We start from the raw sequence: 16,140 nt of genomic DNA, 5'->3' as shown, positions 1-16,140 counted from the left end.
CGGCACCGATGGCGCGCGGTACCGGAGCAGAGGTTATCCACACCCCTCCCCGCTCCCTAGTCACGGCTGCACGCCCCGGTCTAGCGTGGGTCCTGTCGGGGAGCCCGCCGGCCCATCCGGAGAATCCGCAGCAGCCGGCGGTGCCAGAACAGCAGGTGGAACTGGGGGGAACCATGGGCGAACTTGGACGGATCTACTGGTGGCGGCTGGCCTGCCGCTGGACGGCGGTCCTGGCACTGGTCTGGCTGGCCTCCGCCATGCTGGCCGAACTGGCCCAAGGCCGGCTCGGCGCAGTCCTGGCCGGCAGTTCCGGCACCCAGATCGCGAGTGAACCCGCCGCACTGGCAGCCGGGATGGCGGCACCGGCCCTGATGCTGGCCGGACTCGGCATCGCAGCCGTGAAGCAACGCTCGCGGGACCGGCTGCGCAGGGACCCGCGGCGGCAGTTCAGCCCGGAGCAGTGCCGCGAAGGGCTGGACCGGGCCGGCGGCATCTGCGAACTGGAAACAGCGCGTGGCCGCCGCTGCACCCGGGCCGCCACCCACGGCCTCCACTTCTATCCGTGGTCCGGCGGCGGATCCACCACGATGCAGAACTTCGTGGCCGTCTGCGCACGCTGCACACGGTTCCGGAAACCGCGCTTCCCCTCCCCCCGGGCCCAACGCCGGCTTGAGGAGCGGCGCCGGAAGTATTTCCCGCCGGGAACAGCGGTGCTGGCCGGCGAACGCAATCCGGTTTCGGGCCGGACTCCGGCCTGGCTGCGGGAGTAACAGCCCCCTTTCCCGGCGGGTGTGACGAAAAACACGCATTCCAAATTTGTAACGATTCGTGTCGTTTCGGTAGATTTGCTTGCGCTGAGACTCTGTAAAGAGTAGCAGCCTGGCCCGCCCGCCGAACCCTGTCAGCGCGCCAGTCCAACAGACATACCAGACAGGGGTGGAGGAACCACCGCCGGCGCCCTCGGCGCCTTGGGGTGAAGCCCGTCAGTCCGGATGCGGCATGCTCGCCGCCAGCTGACCATGGCCGAGACGACTCTCTCTCGAATCCGACAGCTAACTTCGCAGGCGTCCAGAGAGGAAAATCCCTTGAACACAGCTTCATCCGGGCGCGGGCGCCGCCGCGCCGAAGGCCGTCCTTCATCCCTGCTGCTGCCGGCCCAGTCCGCCAAGCAGGACGGGCTGCCGTCCCTCGGCCGCCGCCGTGCCGCCGGTCAGGCTTCCCCGCTGACCCGGCTGGGCCGGGTCGCCGGGCTGGCTGCCGCCGCGGCCAGCATGGTGGCCGCGGCTGCCCTGCCGGCCGCAACAGCGCAGAACCAAGCCCTGCCCGCCGCGGCGGACCGCGCCGCCGTCACCACCCCGGTGGACGTCGGGGTCCCCACCGGCGAAAAGCTGATGTTTAAGCGCTCCACGGTCACCAGCCAGGCCGCCCCTGCCGCCAAGAAGGCTGCCGCGGCCAAAAAAACTTCTGCGGCCGGGGCCCGGCTGGCGGCGCCGGTGAAGAACATGAAAACCAGTTCGGGATTCGGCTACCGGGTGAATCCGGTGACCGGCGCAGCCGGTGAATTCCACAACGGCCTGGACTTCGCCCACCCCTGCGGCACGCCGGTCAGGGCAGCCAGGCCCGGAAAGGTCACGGAGGCCTCTTCCACCCCCTACGGCTACGGCAACCGCATCGTGGTGGACCACGGCAACGGCGTGAAGACCACCTACAACCACCTGCAGACCATCAGTGTCCGGCAGGGGCAGCAGGTCTCGGCGGGCCAGAAGATCGCCGGCCTGGGCACCACCGGCAACTCCACCGGCTGCCACCTGCATTTCGAAGTGATGGTCAAGGGCAAGGCAGTCGACCCGAAGGGCTGGCTGTAGCCGGCACCTAGCATGCGGGGCAGGCAGCGGACGCTACCGCTCCGCGGCACCCTCGCCCTCGCGAGCTCGGGCGGGGCCCCTGCCGCTACGCTGGGAACATGGCCGATGTGTTCACGCGGGAGCAGCGCAGCGCGAATATGTCCCGGATTCGCGGCAAGGACACGAAGCCGGAACTAATGGTGCGCCGGCTGCTGCATGCCCGGGGCTTCCGCTACCGCCTGCACGGCAGGGCCGCCGGAGGCCAGCTGCCGGGCAAACCCGATCTGGTTTTCGCCAGCCGCCGCAAGGTCATCTTCGTCAACGGCTGTTTCTGGCACTCGCACCACTGCAAGGTGGGCCGGCACGGCCCCAGCTCCAACGTCGAGTTCTGGGAGGCCAAGCGGGCCCGGACCGTCGAACGCGATGCCGCCGCCGCTGCAGCCTTGCAGCAGGCGGGCTGGGAGGTGCTGACCGTGTGGGAATGCGAACTGAAGAAAGCCTCCGGCCTGGCCGCGCTGCAGGACCGGCTCGTTGCGTTCCTTGACGGGCCGCAGGATCCGGATGACGGCGCGCAGGACGCCCAGTAGTTCCGCAGGACAGCCGCAGGGAAGGATGCACGGATGGCACAGCTGGACAACCGCAGGTACGGAGTGCTCTTCGACGTCGACGGAACGCTGGTGGATTCGAACTACCTGCACACGCTGGCCTGGTGGCAGGCCTTCCGGCGGCGCGGCCACGACGTTCCCATGGCCTCGATCCACCGCGCCGTGGGCATGGGCGGCCGGCGGCTGATCGCCCACCTGCTGGGAGATCAGCGCCCTGCGGAGCAGGACCAGCTGCTGGAAGAGACCCATGCGGCCGTCTTTTCCACCTTCTGGCCGTCCCTGCGCCGGTTCGACGGTGCGCGCGAGCTGGTCCGGCGCTGCGCCGAAACCGGGCTCGGCGCGGTCCTGGCGACCTCGGCCAGGGAGGAAGAACTGCAGGTGCTGCGCCAGGTAATCGATGCCGACAGTTGGCTGGAGGCGGCGACCAGTTCCTCCGATGCCAAGCGGAGCAAACCCGCTCCGGACATCCTGGAGGCCGCCCTCAAGTCGGGAGGCCTGCAGGCCGCGGACACTGTCTTCGTCGGCGACACCGTCTGGGATATCCAGGCCGCCGCCGCGCTGCAGATGCCGACCATCGCCCTGACCTGCGGCGGCACCAGCGAGGCCGAGCTGCGGGAAGCCGGCGCCGTCGAAATCTATGCCGGACCCAAGGCGCTGCTGGACGCCTTCGACTCCAGCAGGCTCGGCCGGCTCACCCGCCGCACCTGAGCCGGGCTACAGCTGCAGGAACCGGCGCTGCCAGTACTCCATGTTTCCGGACGCGCAGTCGGCCCGCCCGACTCCGGAGTTCTTCGAGACGGACGAGCCATCCATGAAGATCTCGCAGCTTACGGTCCCTGCATCCCCCGCTTCGACGGTCAGGCCGGCGATCGGCAGGCCGCTGTAAGTGATTTCCTTCTCCCACGTGCCGTCGACCCGTTCCTGTACCGAGTCGCCGCCATTGAAGTAGCTGACGGAGACGGGCCCGTCCGAGGCCACCACATACCGCACGGTATGCTCGCCGGTAGCCTGGGCCCAAAGGAAGGCCACAATGGCGGTGACGACGGCAGCGACGACCACTGCCACCGCCCCAAGCACCAGGCCGGTCACGGCCAGCGCCTTCCTCTGCTTCCTCCGCAGGGCGATGATGCCGAAAACGATGGCGGCCGGACCGAGCAGGAAACTGACGATACCGATGACGGGAATCTCCGCCACGAAGAAGGCCACGATGCCCAGTACCAGGGCGGTAATGGCCAGGCCGGTTGGCGGGTCTGCCCGGTTGCCGCCCTGCCCGGCATCCCGGGCAGGGCGGTCCTGGACGGGAGGCTGCGGCCCAGGATGACCGGATCCATCCTGCGTCGACGGGTCCTGCGAACGAGGCATCTGGTCAGGCATGATTCCCCCCGCTGCTCGTGAAGGAGACGGAACGTGTGCCGCCGGCTTCCTTGGAGTGTAGCGGCGGATCTTACGGCTGAATATGCGTGGGAGCAAACATTTTCAGCAGCGTGTTGACCACGACGACGTTCGGTCCCTCCGCGGCGAGCGCTTCGCGCAGCGCCTCCCCGACATCCTCCGGCTTCACCCGCCGGGCTGGGACGCCAAAGGACTCGGCGAGCCGGACAAAGTCCGGCCGCGCCAGCTCGGTGGCGGTGGCCTTGCCGAAGGCGTGCTCCATGTATTCGCGCAGGATGCCATAGCCGCCGTCGTCAACAATCAGCCAGGTGACAGGCAGGTTGTGCTGGCGGACGGTAGCCAGCTCGCTGATCGAGTACATGGCCGACCCGTCGCCGGAAACCGCCAGCACTCGGGCCGGCAGGCCTTGGGTGGCCAGTCCGACCGCGCCGCCGATAGCCCCGGGGAAGCCGAAGCCCAGTCCGCCGGCACCCTGGGCGGAGTGGAACTGGCCGCTGCGCGCGTCCCAGCAGCTCCAGGCCCAGTAGGCGGAGATGGTCATGTCCCAGAAGGTCTGCATGTCGTCGGGCACGGCCTCGCGGACGTCGGCCATGAACTTCCGTTCGAGGGCCAGGTCCTGGGCGTCGAGGCGGGCCTGGATCCTGGCCAGGGTTTGCTTGACCAGCGCCTCCGGAGGGACGCCGTGCCAGTCCGGCACGGCGCCGTCAGGCGCCGCCGGAAGCGCTGCGTCCAGCGCCTGCAGCGCCTGGCCGGCGTCGGCCCGGATGCCCAGCGCCGGCCGGTTGGACTCCAGCACCCGCGGCTCGGCGTCGATCTGGATGATCCGCCCGCGCGGCTCCATGGTGAAGTAGTTGCTGGTGACCTCGCCCAGCGAGGAGCCGACCACCAGCAGCACGTCGGCGTCTTCCAGGACCTCGGTGGTGTACCGGTCCTCGATCCAGGACTGCAGCGACAGCTCGTGGTTCCAGGGGAAGGCGCCCTTGCCGCCGGGGGTGCAGACCACCGGGGCCCGCAGCTTCTCGGCCAGCGACAGCAGCCACGGCTCGGCCCTGCCCCGCCGGGTACCGCCGCCGGCGATGATCGCCGGGCGTTCGGCGGCGGTGAGCCACCTGACCGCTTCCTTGACCAGTTCGGTGCGCGGCGGGTTGTCGGCGGCCTCGGCGAGCGCATCCTCGACCGGCGGCACGATGACCGGGTCCAGCAGCACGTTCTGCGGAATTTCGATCCAGACCGGGCCGGCCGGGGAGGAGATGGCCTCGGTCCAGGCGTCCTGGATGGCCGAGGGGATGCCGGAGGCGTGCTGGATCAGCCGCTGGCTCTTGGTGACGTTCGCGGCCGAGGCCTTCTGGTCATCGAGCTGGTGCAGCATGCCCTTGCGCCGGGCGCCCAGCCCTTCCAGCGGGACCTGGCTGGCCACCACCACCATGGGCACGCCGGTGGCATAGGCCTCCTGCAGCCCGGCCAGCGAGGTCAGCGCCCCGGGGCCGGTGGACAGGAACAGCACGCCCACCTCGCCGGTGGCCCGGGAAAACCCGTCCGCGGCGAAGGCGGAGTTGTTCTCCACCCGGGAGGAGACAAAGCGCAGTGCCGAACGCGACAGCGCGTCGAACAGCCCCAGCGCGTGCTGGCCGGGGATGCCGAAGACGGTGGTGGCGCCCAGGGCGGCCAGGGTTTCGACGACGAGGTCGCCGCCGTTGCGCCGCGGCCGCGCGCCGGACCCGGGCCCGGTCACTCGAAGCTCTCCTGCGCTTCCTGGCCGGCGGACACCGCTGCGGCCTCACGCCCGCGGGCCAGTGACTGGCGGGCGTAGCCGTTGCGGGCCTGGCCGCCGGCGGCGTTGTCGGCCAGCAGGGTGACCAGCTCGAAGGCCGCGTGGCTGCCGGCCACGCCGGTCAGCTCGGCGTGGTCGTACGCGGGGGCCACCTCCACCACGTCGGCACCGGCCAGGTTCATCCCGCGCAGCCCGCGGATGATCTCCAGCAGTTCGCGGCTGGTGATGCCGCCGGCCTCGGGGGTGCCGGTGCCCGGGGCGTGGGCCGGGTCCAGCACGTCGATGTCGATGGAGACGTACAGCGGCCGGTTCCCGATCCGCTCGCGCAGCCTGGCCACGGTCTCGGCCACGCCCTGGTAGTAGACGTCGGCGCTGGTGACGATGCCGAAACCGAAGCGGTGGTCGTCGTCCAGGTCCTTCTTCCCGTACAGCGGGCCGCGGGTGCCGACGTGGCAGATCGCCTCGGTGTCCAGGATGCCTTCCTCGACGGCGCGGCGGAACGGGGTGCCGTGCGTGTATTCGGCGCCGAAGTAGGTGTCCCAAGTGTCCAGGTGCGCGTCGAAGTGCAGCATGGCTACCGGCTCGCCCGCGCGCTGGGCGGCCGCGCGCAGCAGCGGCAGGGCGATGGTGTGGTCCCCGCCCAGGGTCACCAGCTTGGTGCCGGAAGCGGTCAGGTCCAGCGCGTTCTGCTGGACGGTCTCGATCGCTTCATTGATGTTGAAGGGGTTCACCGCCATGTCCCCGGCGTCGGCGACCTGGATGTTCTCGAACGGGGAGACATCCCAGGCCGGGTTGTAGGGGCGCAGCAGCCGCGAGGCCTCGCGGACATGGTTGGCACCGAACCGCGCGCCCGGACGGTAGGAGACCCCGGCGTCGAACGGGACGCCGACGACGGCGACGTCCGCGTGCTGCACCTGGTCCAGCCGCGGCAGCCGGGCGAAGGTGGCGGCGCCGGCGAAGCGCGGCACGCGCGAGGAATCGATGGGGCCGAGGTTTCCGTTGGCCTGGATCCGGAGTTCTTCCATGGGGCGTCTCCCTGTCAAAAGTTGCCTAATATGCATCAACTGTTGTTGAACAGGCTAATTGCGCCCGCAGGACCAGTCAAGCAAAAGGCTGCCCCGGCCGGACCGGAAGGTCCAGAGGGGCAGCCTGCGGGTGCGGAGGAAGGGAGCTCAGCGCGAGGCGGCCGGCACCAGGGTCCACAGCACCACCGCCTCCCGGCCCGATTCATTGATCCAGGTGTGCGGCTCGCGCCCGGGAAAGGTCAGGGTGTCGCCGGCTTCGAGCTCATACCGCTCGGAAGTGAACACGACGGTGATGCAGCCGGAGAGCACGTGCATCACGTCCACGTCGCAGTCCACCGCGTACAGCTCGGACTCGCCGCGGCCGTGCGGCTCGATCACGGCCCGGATCACCTGCAGCCGGCGCTCGTGCCGCGGCGTCAGCAGCTGCTCGCGGATTCCTTCGCCCCCGAGGTTGATCCGCGGCCCTTCGCCACGGCGGGTCAGGTGCGTCTCCGGGTCCACGAACAGGTCCCCGATCGGAATCGACAGCACCTGGCACAGCGTGACCAGCGAGGCCACCGACGGCGAGGTCAGGTCCCGCTCCACGCGGCTGAGGAAGCCCTTGGTCAGGCCGGTGGACTCCGCGACCTGCTCGATCGTCATCCGCTGCCCCTGGCGGGCGGCGCGGATCCGGGAACCAATGGCCACCGGCGTATTGCTCGGCTCAATCGGCAGTGCCTTCACAACATGTCCCCATTTCTCGCAAAACTTCCCGCGCCGCCGCGCAGCCAGGCGCCCGCAGGCCACTACGAGCTTATCCGGGTGAGGCGCGCAGTTGACCTGTGCGACACAACACAATTATCCTACCACTCAACACTTGTTGCCTCTCAGGCAAACATACTTCCTGAAGTCTTGAAAGCGGGAGTTCTCCATGGATGGACATATCCTCAACGCCGGGATCGTGGTCGCGTACCTGGTCTCGATGCTGCTCTTCGGCTGGTGGGGCAAGTCCCGCACCAAGGACAACAGCGACTACCTGGTCGCCGGACGCCGGCTGGGCAGCATGCTGTACACCGGCACGATGGCCGCCGTCGTCCTGGGCGGGGCCTCCACCGTCGGCGGCGTCGGCCTGGGCTACGAATACGGCCTCTCCGGCATGTGGCTGGTGGTGGCCATCGGCACCGGTGTGCTGGTGCTGAGCCTGTTCTTCGCCCCCACGCTGCAGCGGCTGAAGATCTACACGGTGGCCCAGATGCTCACCCTGCGCTACGGGGTCAGCGCCACCAAGGTCTCCGGCATCGTCATGCTGGCCTACACGCTCATGCTCTGCGCCACCTCCACCGGCGCCTACGCCACCATCCTGGTGGTGCTCTTCGGCTGGGAGCGCTGGCTGGCCATCGCCGTGGGCGGGGCGATTGTGCTGATCTACTCCACCATCGGCGGCATGTGGTCGATCACCCTGGCCGACATGGCCCAGTTCGTGATCAAGACCGTCGGCGTGTTCCTGCTGATGCTGCCCTTCTCCTGGAGCCAGGCCGGCGGGCTGGAGGGGATCCGCCAGCGCGTGGACGAGTCCTTCTTCGACATCAACGGCATCGGCCTGCAGACGATCATCACCTACTTCGTGGTCTACACCCTTGGCCTGCTGATCGGCCAGGACATCTGGCAGCGCGTCTTCACCGCCCGCACCCCGGCCGTGGCGCGCTGGGGCGGGACCACCGCCGGCGTCTACTGCATCCTCTACGGCGTGGCCGGCGCCCTGATCGGCATGGCCGCCTCGGTGGTGCTGCCCAACATCGAGGTCAAGGACGACGTTTACGCGGACGTGGCGATCAACATCCTGCCGATCGGCATCGGCGGCATCGTGCTGGCCGCCGCGGTCGCGGCGATGATGTCCACCGCCTCCGGCGCCCTGATCGCCGCGGCCACCGTGGCCAAGGCCGACGTCGTGCCGTTCGTGCGCACCTGGTTCGGCAAGCCGGCCCACCACGAGCACAGCCAGAACCCGGAGCACGACGTGCAGGGCAGCCGCTGGTACGTGCTGGGCCTGGGCGTGCTGGTGATCGCGCTGGCCATCGTGGTCCAGGACGTGGTGGCCGCGCTGACCATCGCCTACGACATCCTGGTCGGCGGCCTGCTCATCCCGATCCTCGGCGGCCTGCTCTGGAAGCGCGGCACCGGCCTGGGCGCCGCGGCCGCCATGGCCGCGGGCACCGTGGTCACGCTGGCCACCATGATCGTCCTCGAGGTCAACGCCGAGAACCAGTACGACGGAATCTACGCCAACGAGCCGATCTACTACGGCCTGCTCGCCGCGCTGGCGGCCTACGTCGCGGTCTCGCTGCTGAGCAGGCCCACGGACCGGGTGGTCATGGAGGCCTGGAACCAGCGGGTGGCCGGCGCGGTCACCGAAGAGGTCCCGGTCGAAGGGCCCAAGGACGTCCACGCCCGGTAACCGCCGGCAACCCGCCGTTGAAGCACAAGCCGCTCCCGGCAGCGCCTCCCAGGCGCTGCCGGGAGCGGCTTTTCAGCTGTTAACTGCCGGTGCCGGCTCAGCTACTGGTATCAGCCGGCCGGCAGGAACAGCACGGTCCAGAGGCCCAGCACCCCCAGCACCACCACGCTGGCGGCCGTCCACAGCGCCGCCATGACATCCGCCCGGACGGATTCGGCGGCGATGCCCCTGACCGCCCGGTGGTAGCGGCGCTTCTGCGTGAGGTTGATCGCCAGTGCGGCCGCGAGGGTGACGGCAATCAGAGTGCCCACGAACCAGCCGTGCTGCGGGGCCCAGCGCAGGAAGATGGCCGCCGCCACCACCATCGCCAGGGTGGTCCGCCCCCAGGCCAGGCTCGTGCGCTCGGGCTGCAGTCCGGCGTCGTAATGCACCGGGCCCGGCTCGCGGCGCCGGGGACGGCTCATGGACGGCCCCTGCCCGGCTCAGACACCCCGGAACACCACGAACACCACCAGCACGGCGGCCACCAGCGCCCCGCCCACGGCCAGCAGCGGGGCCAGCAGCGGCAGCGGCAGCGGGGCCTTCTGGCGCATGGCCCGCTCCACCCCCAGCCAGCGGAAGAACGCGCCTGCTCCCAGGGCCATGGCCAGCAGAAGCAGCAGCACCGCCACGGTCTTGCGGATTTCCGGGATGAACAGGTCCGCGGTGAAAGCCTCGACGGCGATCCCGCCGGCCAGCAGCGCCAGCGAGGTCCGGATCCAGGCCAGGAAGGTCCGTTCGTTGGCCAGGGTGAAACGGGGGTCGGGCTCCGTGCCGCCACGCAGCAGTTTCGCCGCGAAGGGCCCGCGCCCGGGTTCCGGCTGCGGGGTCTCTGAGGTAGTCACCGATCCATCCTAGACCCCGCCCGTTCCCAAAAATCGGCCCCTCGCAGTTCCCCCGCCGCGGAAAGCAGCCACTGGATGTCCCCCTCCGGAAATTTCCGGCCTGACGGGGACCAGGCGCCGGGACCGGGCCGGGCGCGGGGACAGGGAGGCGGCGTCCGGTATGATGGACGCTGCGAAGGGGAGTAGCTCCAGCGCCGACGGCATCGGGTCCGCAGGACCGGCCGCCCGCACGGAGGCCTGTCGACATACTGGCCCGCACAGATGCGGCCCGGCAGTCCACCCGGCACCGTCCGGGCGAGCGAGACCTTCGGTCAGTTACCGTACGCTGGCCGGAGCCTCCCTGTGCTTCCGGCCCCGACCAGGAGTCCCGTGGCCCATCACCCCATCTCCCCCGGACCATCCAGATCCCCCCGGCCCGCGCCGTCGCCCGCGGACCTGCGCAAATGGCGCCGCTACCTGGCTGACGAGCGTGCCGAGGCGGCCATCTACCGCAACCTCGCCCACCGCCGCAGCGGCGAGGAGCGCGAGATCCTGCTCAAGCTGGCCGAGGCCGAGGGCCGCCACGAGCAGCACTGGCTCGACCTGCTGGGCGGGCACGCGGACCAGCCGGCACGCCCCTCGGCCCGGCGTGTCCTGCTGCGCCTGATGGCCCGCTGCTTCGGCTCGGTCTTTGTGCTGGCCCTGGCCCAGCGCGCCGAAGGCCGCTCCCCCTACAGCTCCGAGCCGGCGGCCACCAGTGCCATGGCCGCGGACGAACTGATCCACGAGGAAGTCATCCGCGGCCTGGCCACCCGCGGCCGGGCCCGGCTCTCGGGCAGCTTCCGCGCCGCCGTCTTTGGCGCCAACGACGGGCTGGTCTCCAACCTGGCGCTGATCATGGGCATCGGCGCCACCGGCGTGGCCAGCAGCTTCGTGCTCTTCAGCGGCATGGCCGGCCTGCTGGCCGGAGCCCTGTCGATGGGTGCCGGCGAATACGTCTCCGTCCGGTCGCAGCGTGAGCTGCTCAACGCCACCAAGCCCACGCAGATCTCGCTGGCGGCGGCGCCGGATCTGGACCTGAATGCCAACGAACTGGTGCTGCTCTACCGGGCGCGCGGAATGAGCCAGGAGGCCGCCGAGCACCGGGCCGCCGAGCGGATGGGCCATCTGGACTGCGACTGCGACCCGAGCCTGTCCCTGCAGCCCCCGGAATTCTACGAGCACGAATACGAGGAAATCGGCACCGGCTGGAAGGCAGCGGTGTCCAGCTTCTGCTTCTTCGCCACCGGGGCGCTGGTGCCGATCCTGCCGTACCTGTTCGGCCTGGAGGGGCCGGCGGCGGTGGTAGTGTCGCTGCTGCTGGTGGGCCTGGCACTGCTGGGCACCGGCGCCGTCGTCGGCCTGCTCTCGGGGGCTTCCCCGGGCCGGCGTGCCCTTCGCCAACTGGGTATCGGCTTCGGGGCGGCGCTGGCGACCTACCTGCTCGGACTGGCCTTCGGCACCAGCATAGGGTGACGACGGCGGCGGCTGCGGTTACGCTGAAGCAACCCGCTTCCGGTCCGAGGGGGCACGATGGGCAGTCCGCCGGTTCCTGCCGCCAGGCTCCTGGCCGCCGTGCTGCTGGCGCTCGCCGCCGGCGCGGTCTTCTGGCTGGTCCACCCGCAGGCCGGCTCCCGCCTCCTGCCCGGCGGCGGCCCGGCCGGCCCGGTGCCGTTCAGCGACCCGGGCGGCCAGGCGGGCCCGGCCGGGCGGAACCATCCACCGCCGGGGACCGGCAGCTATCCTGCCCGGCTGGCCGTGCCCGAACCGCTGCGCGTGCGCAACCAGAGCTACCGCCTGCTCGACGGCGGCATCCGGGGCCAGGAGTATGTGGCCTATGACCCGTGCCGGCCGATCCGCTATGTCATCCGCGAGGAAGGGGCCCCGCCGGACGGAAACATCCTCATCCACCAGGCCGCGCGCCGGGTGGCCGGAGCCACCGGACTGCAGTTCGTCTACGAGGGCAGCACCGGTGAGCCGCCGCACCCCGACCGGCCGGCCTACCAGCCGCAGCGCTACGGGGACCGCTGGGCACCGGTGCTGATCGCCTGGAGCACGCCCCGGGAGAACCCTGCCCTGGACGGGGACACCATCGGCCTGGGCGGCAGCACCTGGGCCTCGCACGGGGGCACCGCGGCCTACGTCTCGGGGCAGGTGGAGCTGGACGGACCGCAGTTCCGGAAAGTACTGGCCACCGCCGGCGGCCAGGCGGCCGCGGCGGCGATCATCATGCACGAACTGGCCCATTTAGTGGGTCTGGACCATGTCGAGGACCCGGCGCAGCTGATGAACGCCGAGGCCCGGGCCGGGGTGACGGAGTTCGGCGACGGCGACTTGACCGGCCTGCGGATGCTCGGCCAGGGCCCGTGCGTGCCCGAACTTTGAACCTTAGAGATTGGGGCGCTCCCGCAGTGTCGGCTTCGCCGCCGCAGCGGGTCCCCCGCGCCCCACTCTTTGCCCCATAAGGGCGGCGGCCTCCTCGACCGAGTCCACCAGGTGGATGGCTCCGGCCATCGCCCGGCCCTCCCCCAGCGAGCACAGCAGCGGCCACACCGGCAGCTGCTCGGTCCAGTACCGCCGGCCCACCAGGATCATCGGCGAGAGCAGTTCCTCGGTGGCGTAGTAGTTCTCGCAGGCATCCTGGAAGATCTCCTGCACGGTGCCGCCGGCCCCGGGCAGGAACACGATGCCTGCGGTGCACCGCTGCAGCAGCACCGCCTCGCGGATCGAGTTGGCGAAGTACTTGGCAATGTGCGTGGCGAACAGGTTGGGCGGCTCGTGCCCGTAGTGCCAGGTGGGAATGCCCAGGCTGGCACCGCCGCCGGGAAATTCGGCCAGCACGGCGGCCGCGGCCCGCGCCCAGCCGGTGATGGAGGGGCGGAACTCCGGCACCTGCGCCAGGGTGGCCAGCGCCCGCTCGAAGCCGGCGTCGTCGGCCGCGGCCAGGTAGGCACCCAGGTTCGCCGCTTCCATGGCACCGGGGCCGCCGCCGGTGGCGACCGTGCAGCCCTGCCGGCTCAGCAGCCGGCCGAGCCGGGCCGCGTCCGCGTAGACCGGGCCCCCGCGCAGCGCGGCGTGGCCACCCATCACCCCGGCCAGCTTCCGGGTGGCGCCGTCGGGCCCGGCACAAAAGCTGTCCAGGGCATCGCCGATGGCATGGTCGTGCAGGCTCACGGCCAGCGTGGCGTCCAGGCTCGTGCGGGCCGGGCCCGCGGAGGCCCAGGCATAGATCCTGGCATCGGGGGTCGTCTCGTATTCGCCGGTGTCCAGGCCCTGGTACAGCTCCGCGGCGGTATACAGCTGGCTGCGGTAGGCGTCGAACGGGATGCCGGGCAGGGCGGGGAAAATCAGCGCGCCGCCGGCGTGCAGCCAGGCCTCCACCCCGGGGGCGAAGCTGCAGCCGAGGAAGACGGCGCCGGAAGGGTTGAGGGCCTTCAGCTGCGCGCTGCGGCCGGTCAGGTCCACCGACTGGAAGTGCCAGCCGCTCATCGACGTGGCGCCGCGGGCGACCATGGCATCGAAGTCCTCGAGGCTTTCAACCTCCAGGACCCGGGCCTGCTTCATCAGGGACGGCGATGCGCTCATACCTAAGCGTAGGCACCGTGCGCGCCAGGTCCAGAGGTGCCGGCCCCGGGCCGGCAGCCCCGGGCGTGGTCAGCGGGAGCGGGCGCCGGCCTGCCCGACGCCGGCGCTGCCGCGCAGGTCCGGGCCCGCTGCGGGATCATCGCCGGGACCGGCATCGGCCCCGGCACCGGCCAGCGGGTTCCCCTCCGACAATGCCTCCGGCATCACCTCGGGCTCCAGCGTGGTGGCCAGCGGCTTTTCCGCAATGAACAGGCACAGCACGGTGGCCAGCACCGCCAGCGGGATCATCAGCAGGAACAGCGGCATCATCGCTTCGTTGTAGGACTGGACAATGACCGCCTGGACCGGCGCCGGCATGGTGTGCAGCAGGTCCGGGGTGAGCGAGTTGCCCCCGCCGGTGGAGGACGCCGCGGACGCCGGCAGGCGCTGGACCAGCAGGTCCGTGAGCCGGTGGGCGAAGAGGCTGCCGACCACCGCCGAACCCAGGGTCGCGCCAATCTGGCGGAAGAAGTTGTGGGCGGCGGTGGCGGTACCCACCTGGCGCAGCGGGAAGGAATTCTGCACCACCAGCACCAGGATCTGCATGTTCAGCCCCATGCCCACACCCAGCAGGCCCAGGACCAGGCAGATCTGCCAGAGCGCGGTGTCCGCGTGGACCAGGCCCAGCAGCACCAGGGCCCCGGCCGTCACAGCCGACCCGGCGACCGGCATCCACTTGTACCGGCCGGTGCGCGAGACCAGCATGCCGGCGGTCAGGGAGGCCAGCAGCATGGCGCCCATCATCGGAATCATCAGCAGCCCGGCCCCGGTGGCCGTGGCTCCGCTGGCCATCTGCAGGTAGGTGGGCATGTAGCCCAGGGCGCCGAACATGGCCACCGCGGTGAGCAGGCCGGCGACGGTGGCAAGGTTGAAGTTCCGGTCCCGGAACAGCCCCAGCGGCATGATCGGCTCGGCGGTGCGCCGCTGGACCAGCACGAAGGCCGCAGCGGCGGCGACGGTGCCGCCGAACAGGGACAGGATCACCGGGTGGTGCCAGGGATAGCTGCTGCCGGCCCAGCTGGCGGCGAGCACCAGGCAGGTGGTGGCGGCAGCCAGCAGGCCCATCCCCCACACGTCCAGCTTCGGCCGTGCGGTGATGGCGCGGGGCTTGAGGAAGAGCAGGGCTCCCAGCAGCGCCAGCACGCCCACCGGCAGGTTGAACCAGAAGGTCCAGCGCCAGCCCGGTCCCTCGGTGAGCCAGCCGCCGACCAGCGGGCCCACCACGGAGGAAAACGCGAACACGCCGCCGATCGCGCCCATGTACTTGCCCCGGTCGCGGGCCGGGACCACGTCGGCGATGATCGCCTGCGAGAGGATCATCAGTCCCCCGCCGCCAATGCCCTGGAGCACGCGGGCGGCGATCAGCCAGGCCATGTCCGGGGCCAGCGCCCCGACCACCGAACCGGCCAGGAAGACCAGGATGGCCGCCACCAGCAGGTACTTGCGCCCGATCAGGTCCCCGAGCTTGCCGTAGATGGGCATCATGATGGTGGAAGCCAGGATGAAGGCGGTCACCACCCAGAGCATCAGGCTCGCCCCGTTGAGCTCGCCGACGATGGTCGGCAGCGCGGTGGCCAGGATCGTCTGGTTCAGGGCCGACAGCAGCATCGCCAGCACCAGGGCCACGAACACCAGGGCCAGCCGGGGCTTCCTCCCCGCCGGCGCCTGGCCGGCGGCGGCCGGCATGCCGGACCCTGTGGAAGAACCAGTGGAAGTCTGTGTCATTGGAGCTCCTTCAGGACGCCGCGCAGCAGCCGCAGTCCGTCGTCGAGGGCGGCGAACTGGGCTGCACGGGTGGGGTGGGCAAAAGTGGTCCACATGACGTAGCGGACACCGGTGCCGACAACCAGCACGATCATCCGCGCGGTTTCCTCCACGTCGAATTCCTGCGGCATGGCCTGCCAGCGGGCCGAGGCCGCCAGCCGTTCGGCCACCAGGCCGGTCAGCAGCTGCTCCACTTTGGTTACGTACTGGAAGCGCCGGTGCAAAAGGTGCGGGTATTTGGCGAAAAGCTCGCCGCGGTCGCCGGCCTCGTCGTCGCCGCCGCCCTGAATCGAGCGCATCACGCTGAGCATCAGGCGGCCGGTCTCCTCCAGCAGGTCCCCGTCCACGTCGTAGGCGGCCAGGACCTCCTCGTCCACCGCGGGCTCCTGCAGCCCGAGCACGGCATCTTCCTTGGTGGCGAAGTAGTTGAAGAAGGTGCGGCAGGACACGCCGGCGGCCGCGGCCACCGCCTCCACCGTCACCTGCTCCAGGCCCTGGGACAGTGCGGCCTGCGCGGCGGCCCGGTGCAGCGCGTTCCAGGTTTCGGCGCGCTTCCGGTCCCGCAGGGAAGTTGGTTGACTCACCGAACTATCATGGCAGAAGGGAAGAAATTACACAACTGCAAATTTTCAGCTCCGCAATTTGTCCCGGTTTCCCACCTGTATTTCCCCCGAATTGGGAATCTGCTCCGGGTACAACCCTCTGTGTCAGCCTGACGTGTGACAGTTCTTGTCGGCATCGGGCTGGCGCAGGGGCGGGGATCGGAGAAGTTCATGGAA

General features: G+C 70.3%; 16 protein-coding genes and 1 riboswitch. Of the genes, 7 read left to right on the top strand and 9 right to left on the bottom strand.

Annotation, left to right across the window (positions count from 1 at the left end):
- Positions 1-140: 140 nt before the first annotated feature.
- From HGG74_RS00080 to HGG74_RS00065, 4 genes are all read left to right on the top strand, one after another.
- The gene (locus HGG74_RS00080; protein WP_205761104.1) at positions 141-770 is read left to right on the top strand and encodes an HNH endonuclease; all 630 of its coding nucleotides are present in this window, start codon (positions 141-143) and stop codon (positions 768-770) included.
- Between the two features lie 127 nt (positions 771-897).
- Positions 898-1,081: riboswitch (cyclic di-AMP (ydaO/yuaA leader) on the top strand.
- Between the two features lie 4 nt (positions 1,082-1,085).
- Positions 1,086-1,865 carry a M23 family metallopeptidase gene (locus tag HGG74_RS00075; protein WP_168484315.1) on the top strand — a complete coding sequence of 260 codons (780 nt, stop codon included), beginning with the start codon at positions 1,086-1,088 and terminating at the stop codon, positions 1,863-1,865.
- 98 nt (positions 1,866-1,963) lie between these two features.
- The gene (locus tag HGG74_RS00070; protein ID WP_168484314.1) at positions 1,964-2,431 is read left to right on the top strand and encodes a very short patch repair endonuclease; all 468 of its coding nucleotides are present in this window, start codon (positions 1,964-1,966) and stop codon (positions 2,429-2,431) included.
- Between the two features lie 33 nt (positions 2,432-2,464).
- Positions 2,465-3,157, top strand: a complete 693-nt coding sequence (locus HGG74_RS00065) for an HAD family hydrolase (RefSeq protein WP_168484313.1) — start codon at positions 2,465-2,467, stop codon at positions 3,155-3,157.
- A gap of 6 nt (positions 3,158-3,163) precedes the next feature.
- On the opposite strand, the gene HGG74_RS00060 is transcribed toward HGG74_RS00065, so the two are convergent.
- The 4 genes from HGG74_RS00060 to HGG74_RS00045 all read right to left on the bottom strand — a co-directional run bounded on the left by HGG74_RS00060 (position 3,164) and on the right by HGG74_RS00045 (position 7,360).
- On the bottom strand, positions 3,164-3,823 hold the full coding sequence (locus HGG74_RS00060) for a DUF4190 domain-containing protein (RefSeq protein ID WP_205761102.1): 660 nt from the start codon (positions 3,821-3,823) through the stop codon (positions 3,164-3,166).
- A gap of 70 nt (positions 3,824-3,893) precedes the next feature.
- A complete protein-coding gene (locus HGG74_RS00055; protein ID WP_168484311.1) occupies positions 3,894-5,573 on the bottom strand; it encodes a thiamine pyrophosphate-binding protein in 1,680 nt (559 codons plus the stop codon).
- Positions 5,570-6,637, bottom strand: a complete 1,068-nt coding sequence (speB, locus tag HGG74_RS00050; protein WP_168484310.1) for an agmatinase — start codon at positions 6,635-6,637, stop codon at positions 5,570-5,572. Before speB ends, HGG74_RS00055 begins: the two co-directional genes overlap by 4 nt.
- Before the next feature lie 147 nt (positions 6,638-6,784).
- Positions 6,785-7,360 carry a helix-turn-helix domain-containing protein gene (locus HGG74_RS00045; protein WP_168484309.1) on the bottom strand — a complete coding sequence of 192 codons (576 nt, stop codon included), beginning with the start codon at positions 7,358-7,360 and terminating at the stop codon, positions 6,785-6,787.
- A gap of 187 nt (positions 7,361-7,547) precedes the next feature.
- On the opposite strand from HGG74_RS00045, the gene HGG74_RS00040 reads away from it, so the two are divergent.
- Positions 7,548-9,071: a sodium:solute symporter family protein gene (locus HGG74_RS00040; protein ID WP_168484308.1), complete on the top strand. Its 1,524-nt coding sequence runs from the start codon at positions 7,548-7,550 to the stop codon at positions 9,069-9,071.
- A gap of 110 nt (positions 9,072-9,181) precedes the next feature.
- On the opposite strand, the gene HGG74_RS00035 is transcribed toward HGG74_RS00040, so the two are convergent.
- Positions 9,182-9,535 (bottom strand): DUF202 domain-containing protein, encoded by a 354-nt coding sequence (locus tag HGG74_RS00035; protein ID WP_168484307.1) that lies wholly within the window; start codon positions 9,533-9,535, stop codon positions 9,182-9,184.
- Positions 9,536-9,553: 18 nt separating this feature from the next.
- Positions 9,554-9,955 carry a YidH family protein gene (locus HGG74_RS00030; protein ID WP_168484306.1) on the bottom strand — a complete coding sequence of 134 codons (402 nt, stop codon included), beginning with the start codon at positions 9,953-9,955 and terminating at the stop codon, positions 9,554-9,556.
- Positions 9,956-10,324: 369 nt separating this feature from the next.
- Here HGG74_RS00030 and HGG74_RS00025 point away from each other — a divergent pair, with 369 nt between their 5' ends.
- Positions 10,325-11,449 (top strand): VIT1/CCC1 transporter family protein, encoded by a 1,125-nt coding sequence (locus HGG74_RS00025; protein ID WP_312856673.1) that lies wholly within the window; start codon positions 10,325-10,327, stop codon positions 11,447-11,449.
- Between the two features lie 57 nt (positions 11,450-11,506).
- Positions 11,507-12,358, top strand: coding sequence for a peptidase (locus HGG74_RS00020; RefSeq protein WP_168484304.1), 852 nt, complete (start codon positions 11,507-11,509; stop codon positions 12,356-12,358).
- Between the two features lie 3 nt (positions 12,359-12,361).
- Here HGG74_RS00020 and HGG74_RS00015 read toward each other — a convergent pair whose 3' ends face one another.
- The 3 genes from HGG74_RS00015 to HGG74_RS00005 form a co-directional block, all read right to left on the bottom strand.
- Complete coding sequence (locus HGG74_RS00015) at positions 12,362-13,558, bottom strand: LOG family protein (protein ID WP_168484303.1); 1,197 nt, start codon at positions 13,556-13,558, stop codon at positions 12,362-12,364.
- A 69-nt stretch (positions 13,559-13,627) separates the two neighbouring features.
- The gene (locus HGG74_RS00010; RefSeq protein WP_246262485.1) at positions 13,628-15,322 is read right to left on the bottom strand and encodes an MDR family MFS transporter; all 1,695 of its coding nucleotides are present in this window, start codon (positions 15,320-15,322) and stop codon (positions 13,628-13,630) included.
- On the bottom strand, positions 15,319-15,945 hold the full coding sequence (locus HGG74_RS00005; RefSeq protein ID WP_168484302.1) for a TetR family transcriptional regulator: 627 nt from the start codon (positions 15,943-15,945) through the stop codon (positions 15,319-15,321). The genes HGG74_RS00010 and HGG74_RS00005 overlap by 4 nt, the downstream gene beginning before the upstream one ends.
- Positions 15,946-16,140 lie beyond the last annotated feature (195 nt).

The sequence above is a fragment of the Arthrobacter mobilis genome, assembly GCF_012395835.1.
GTDB lineage: Bacteria > Actinomycetota > Actinomycetes > Actinomycetales > Micrococcaceae > Crystallibacter > Crystallibacter mobilis.
Note: the sequence above shows the minus strand (reverse complement) of the source record. Positions and strands in the feature narration are given on the sequence as shown.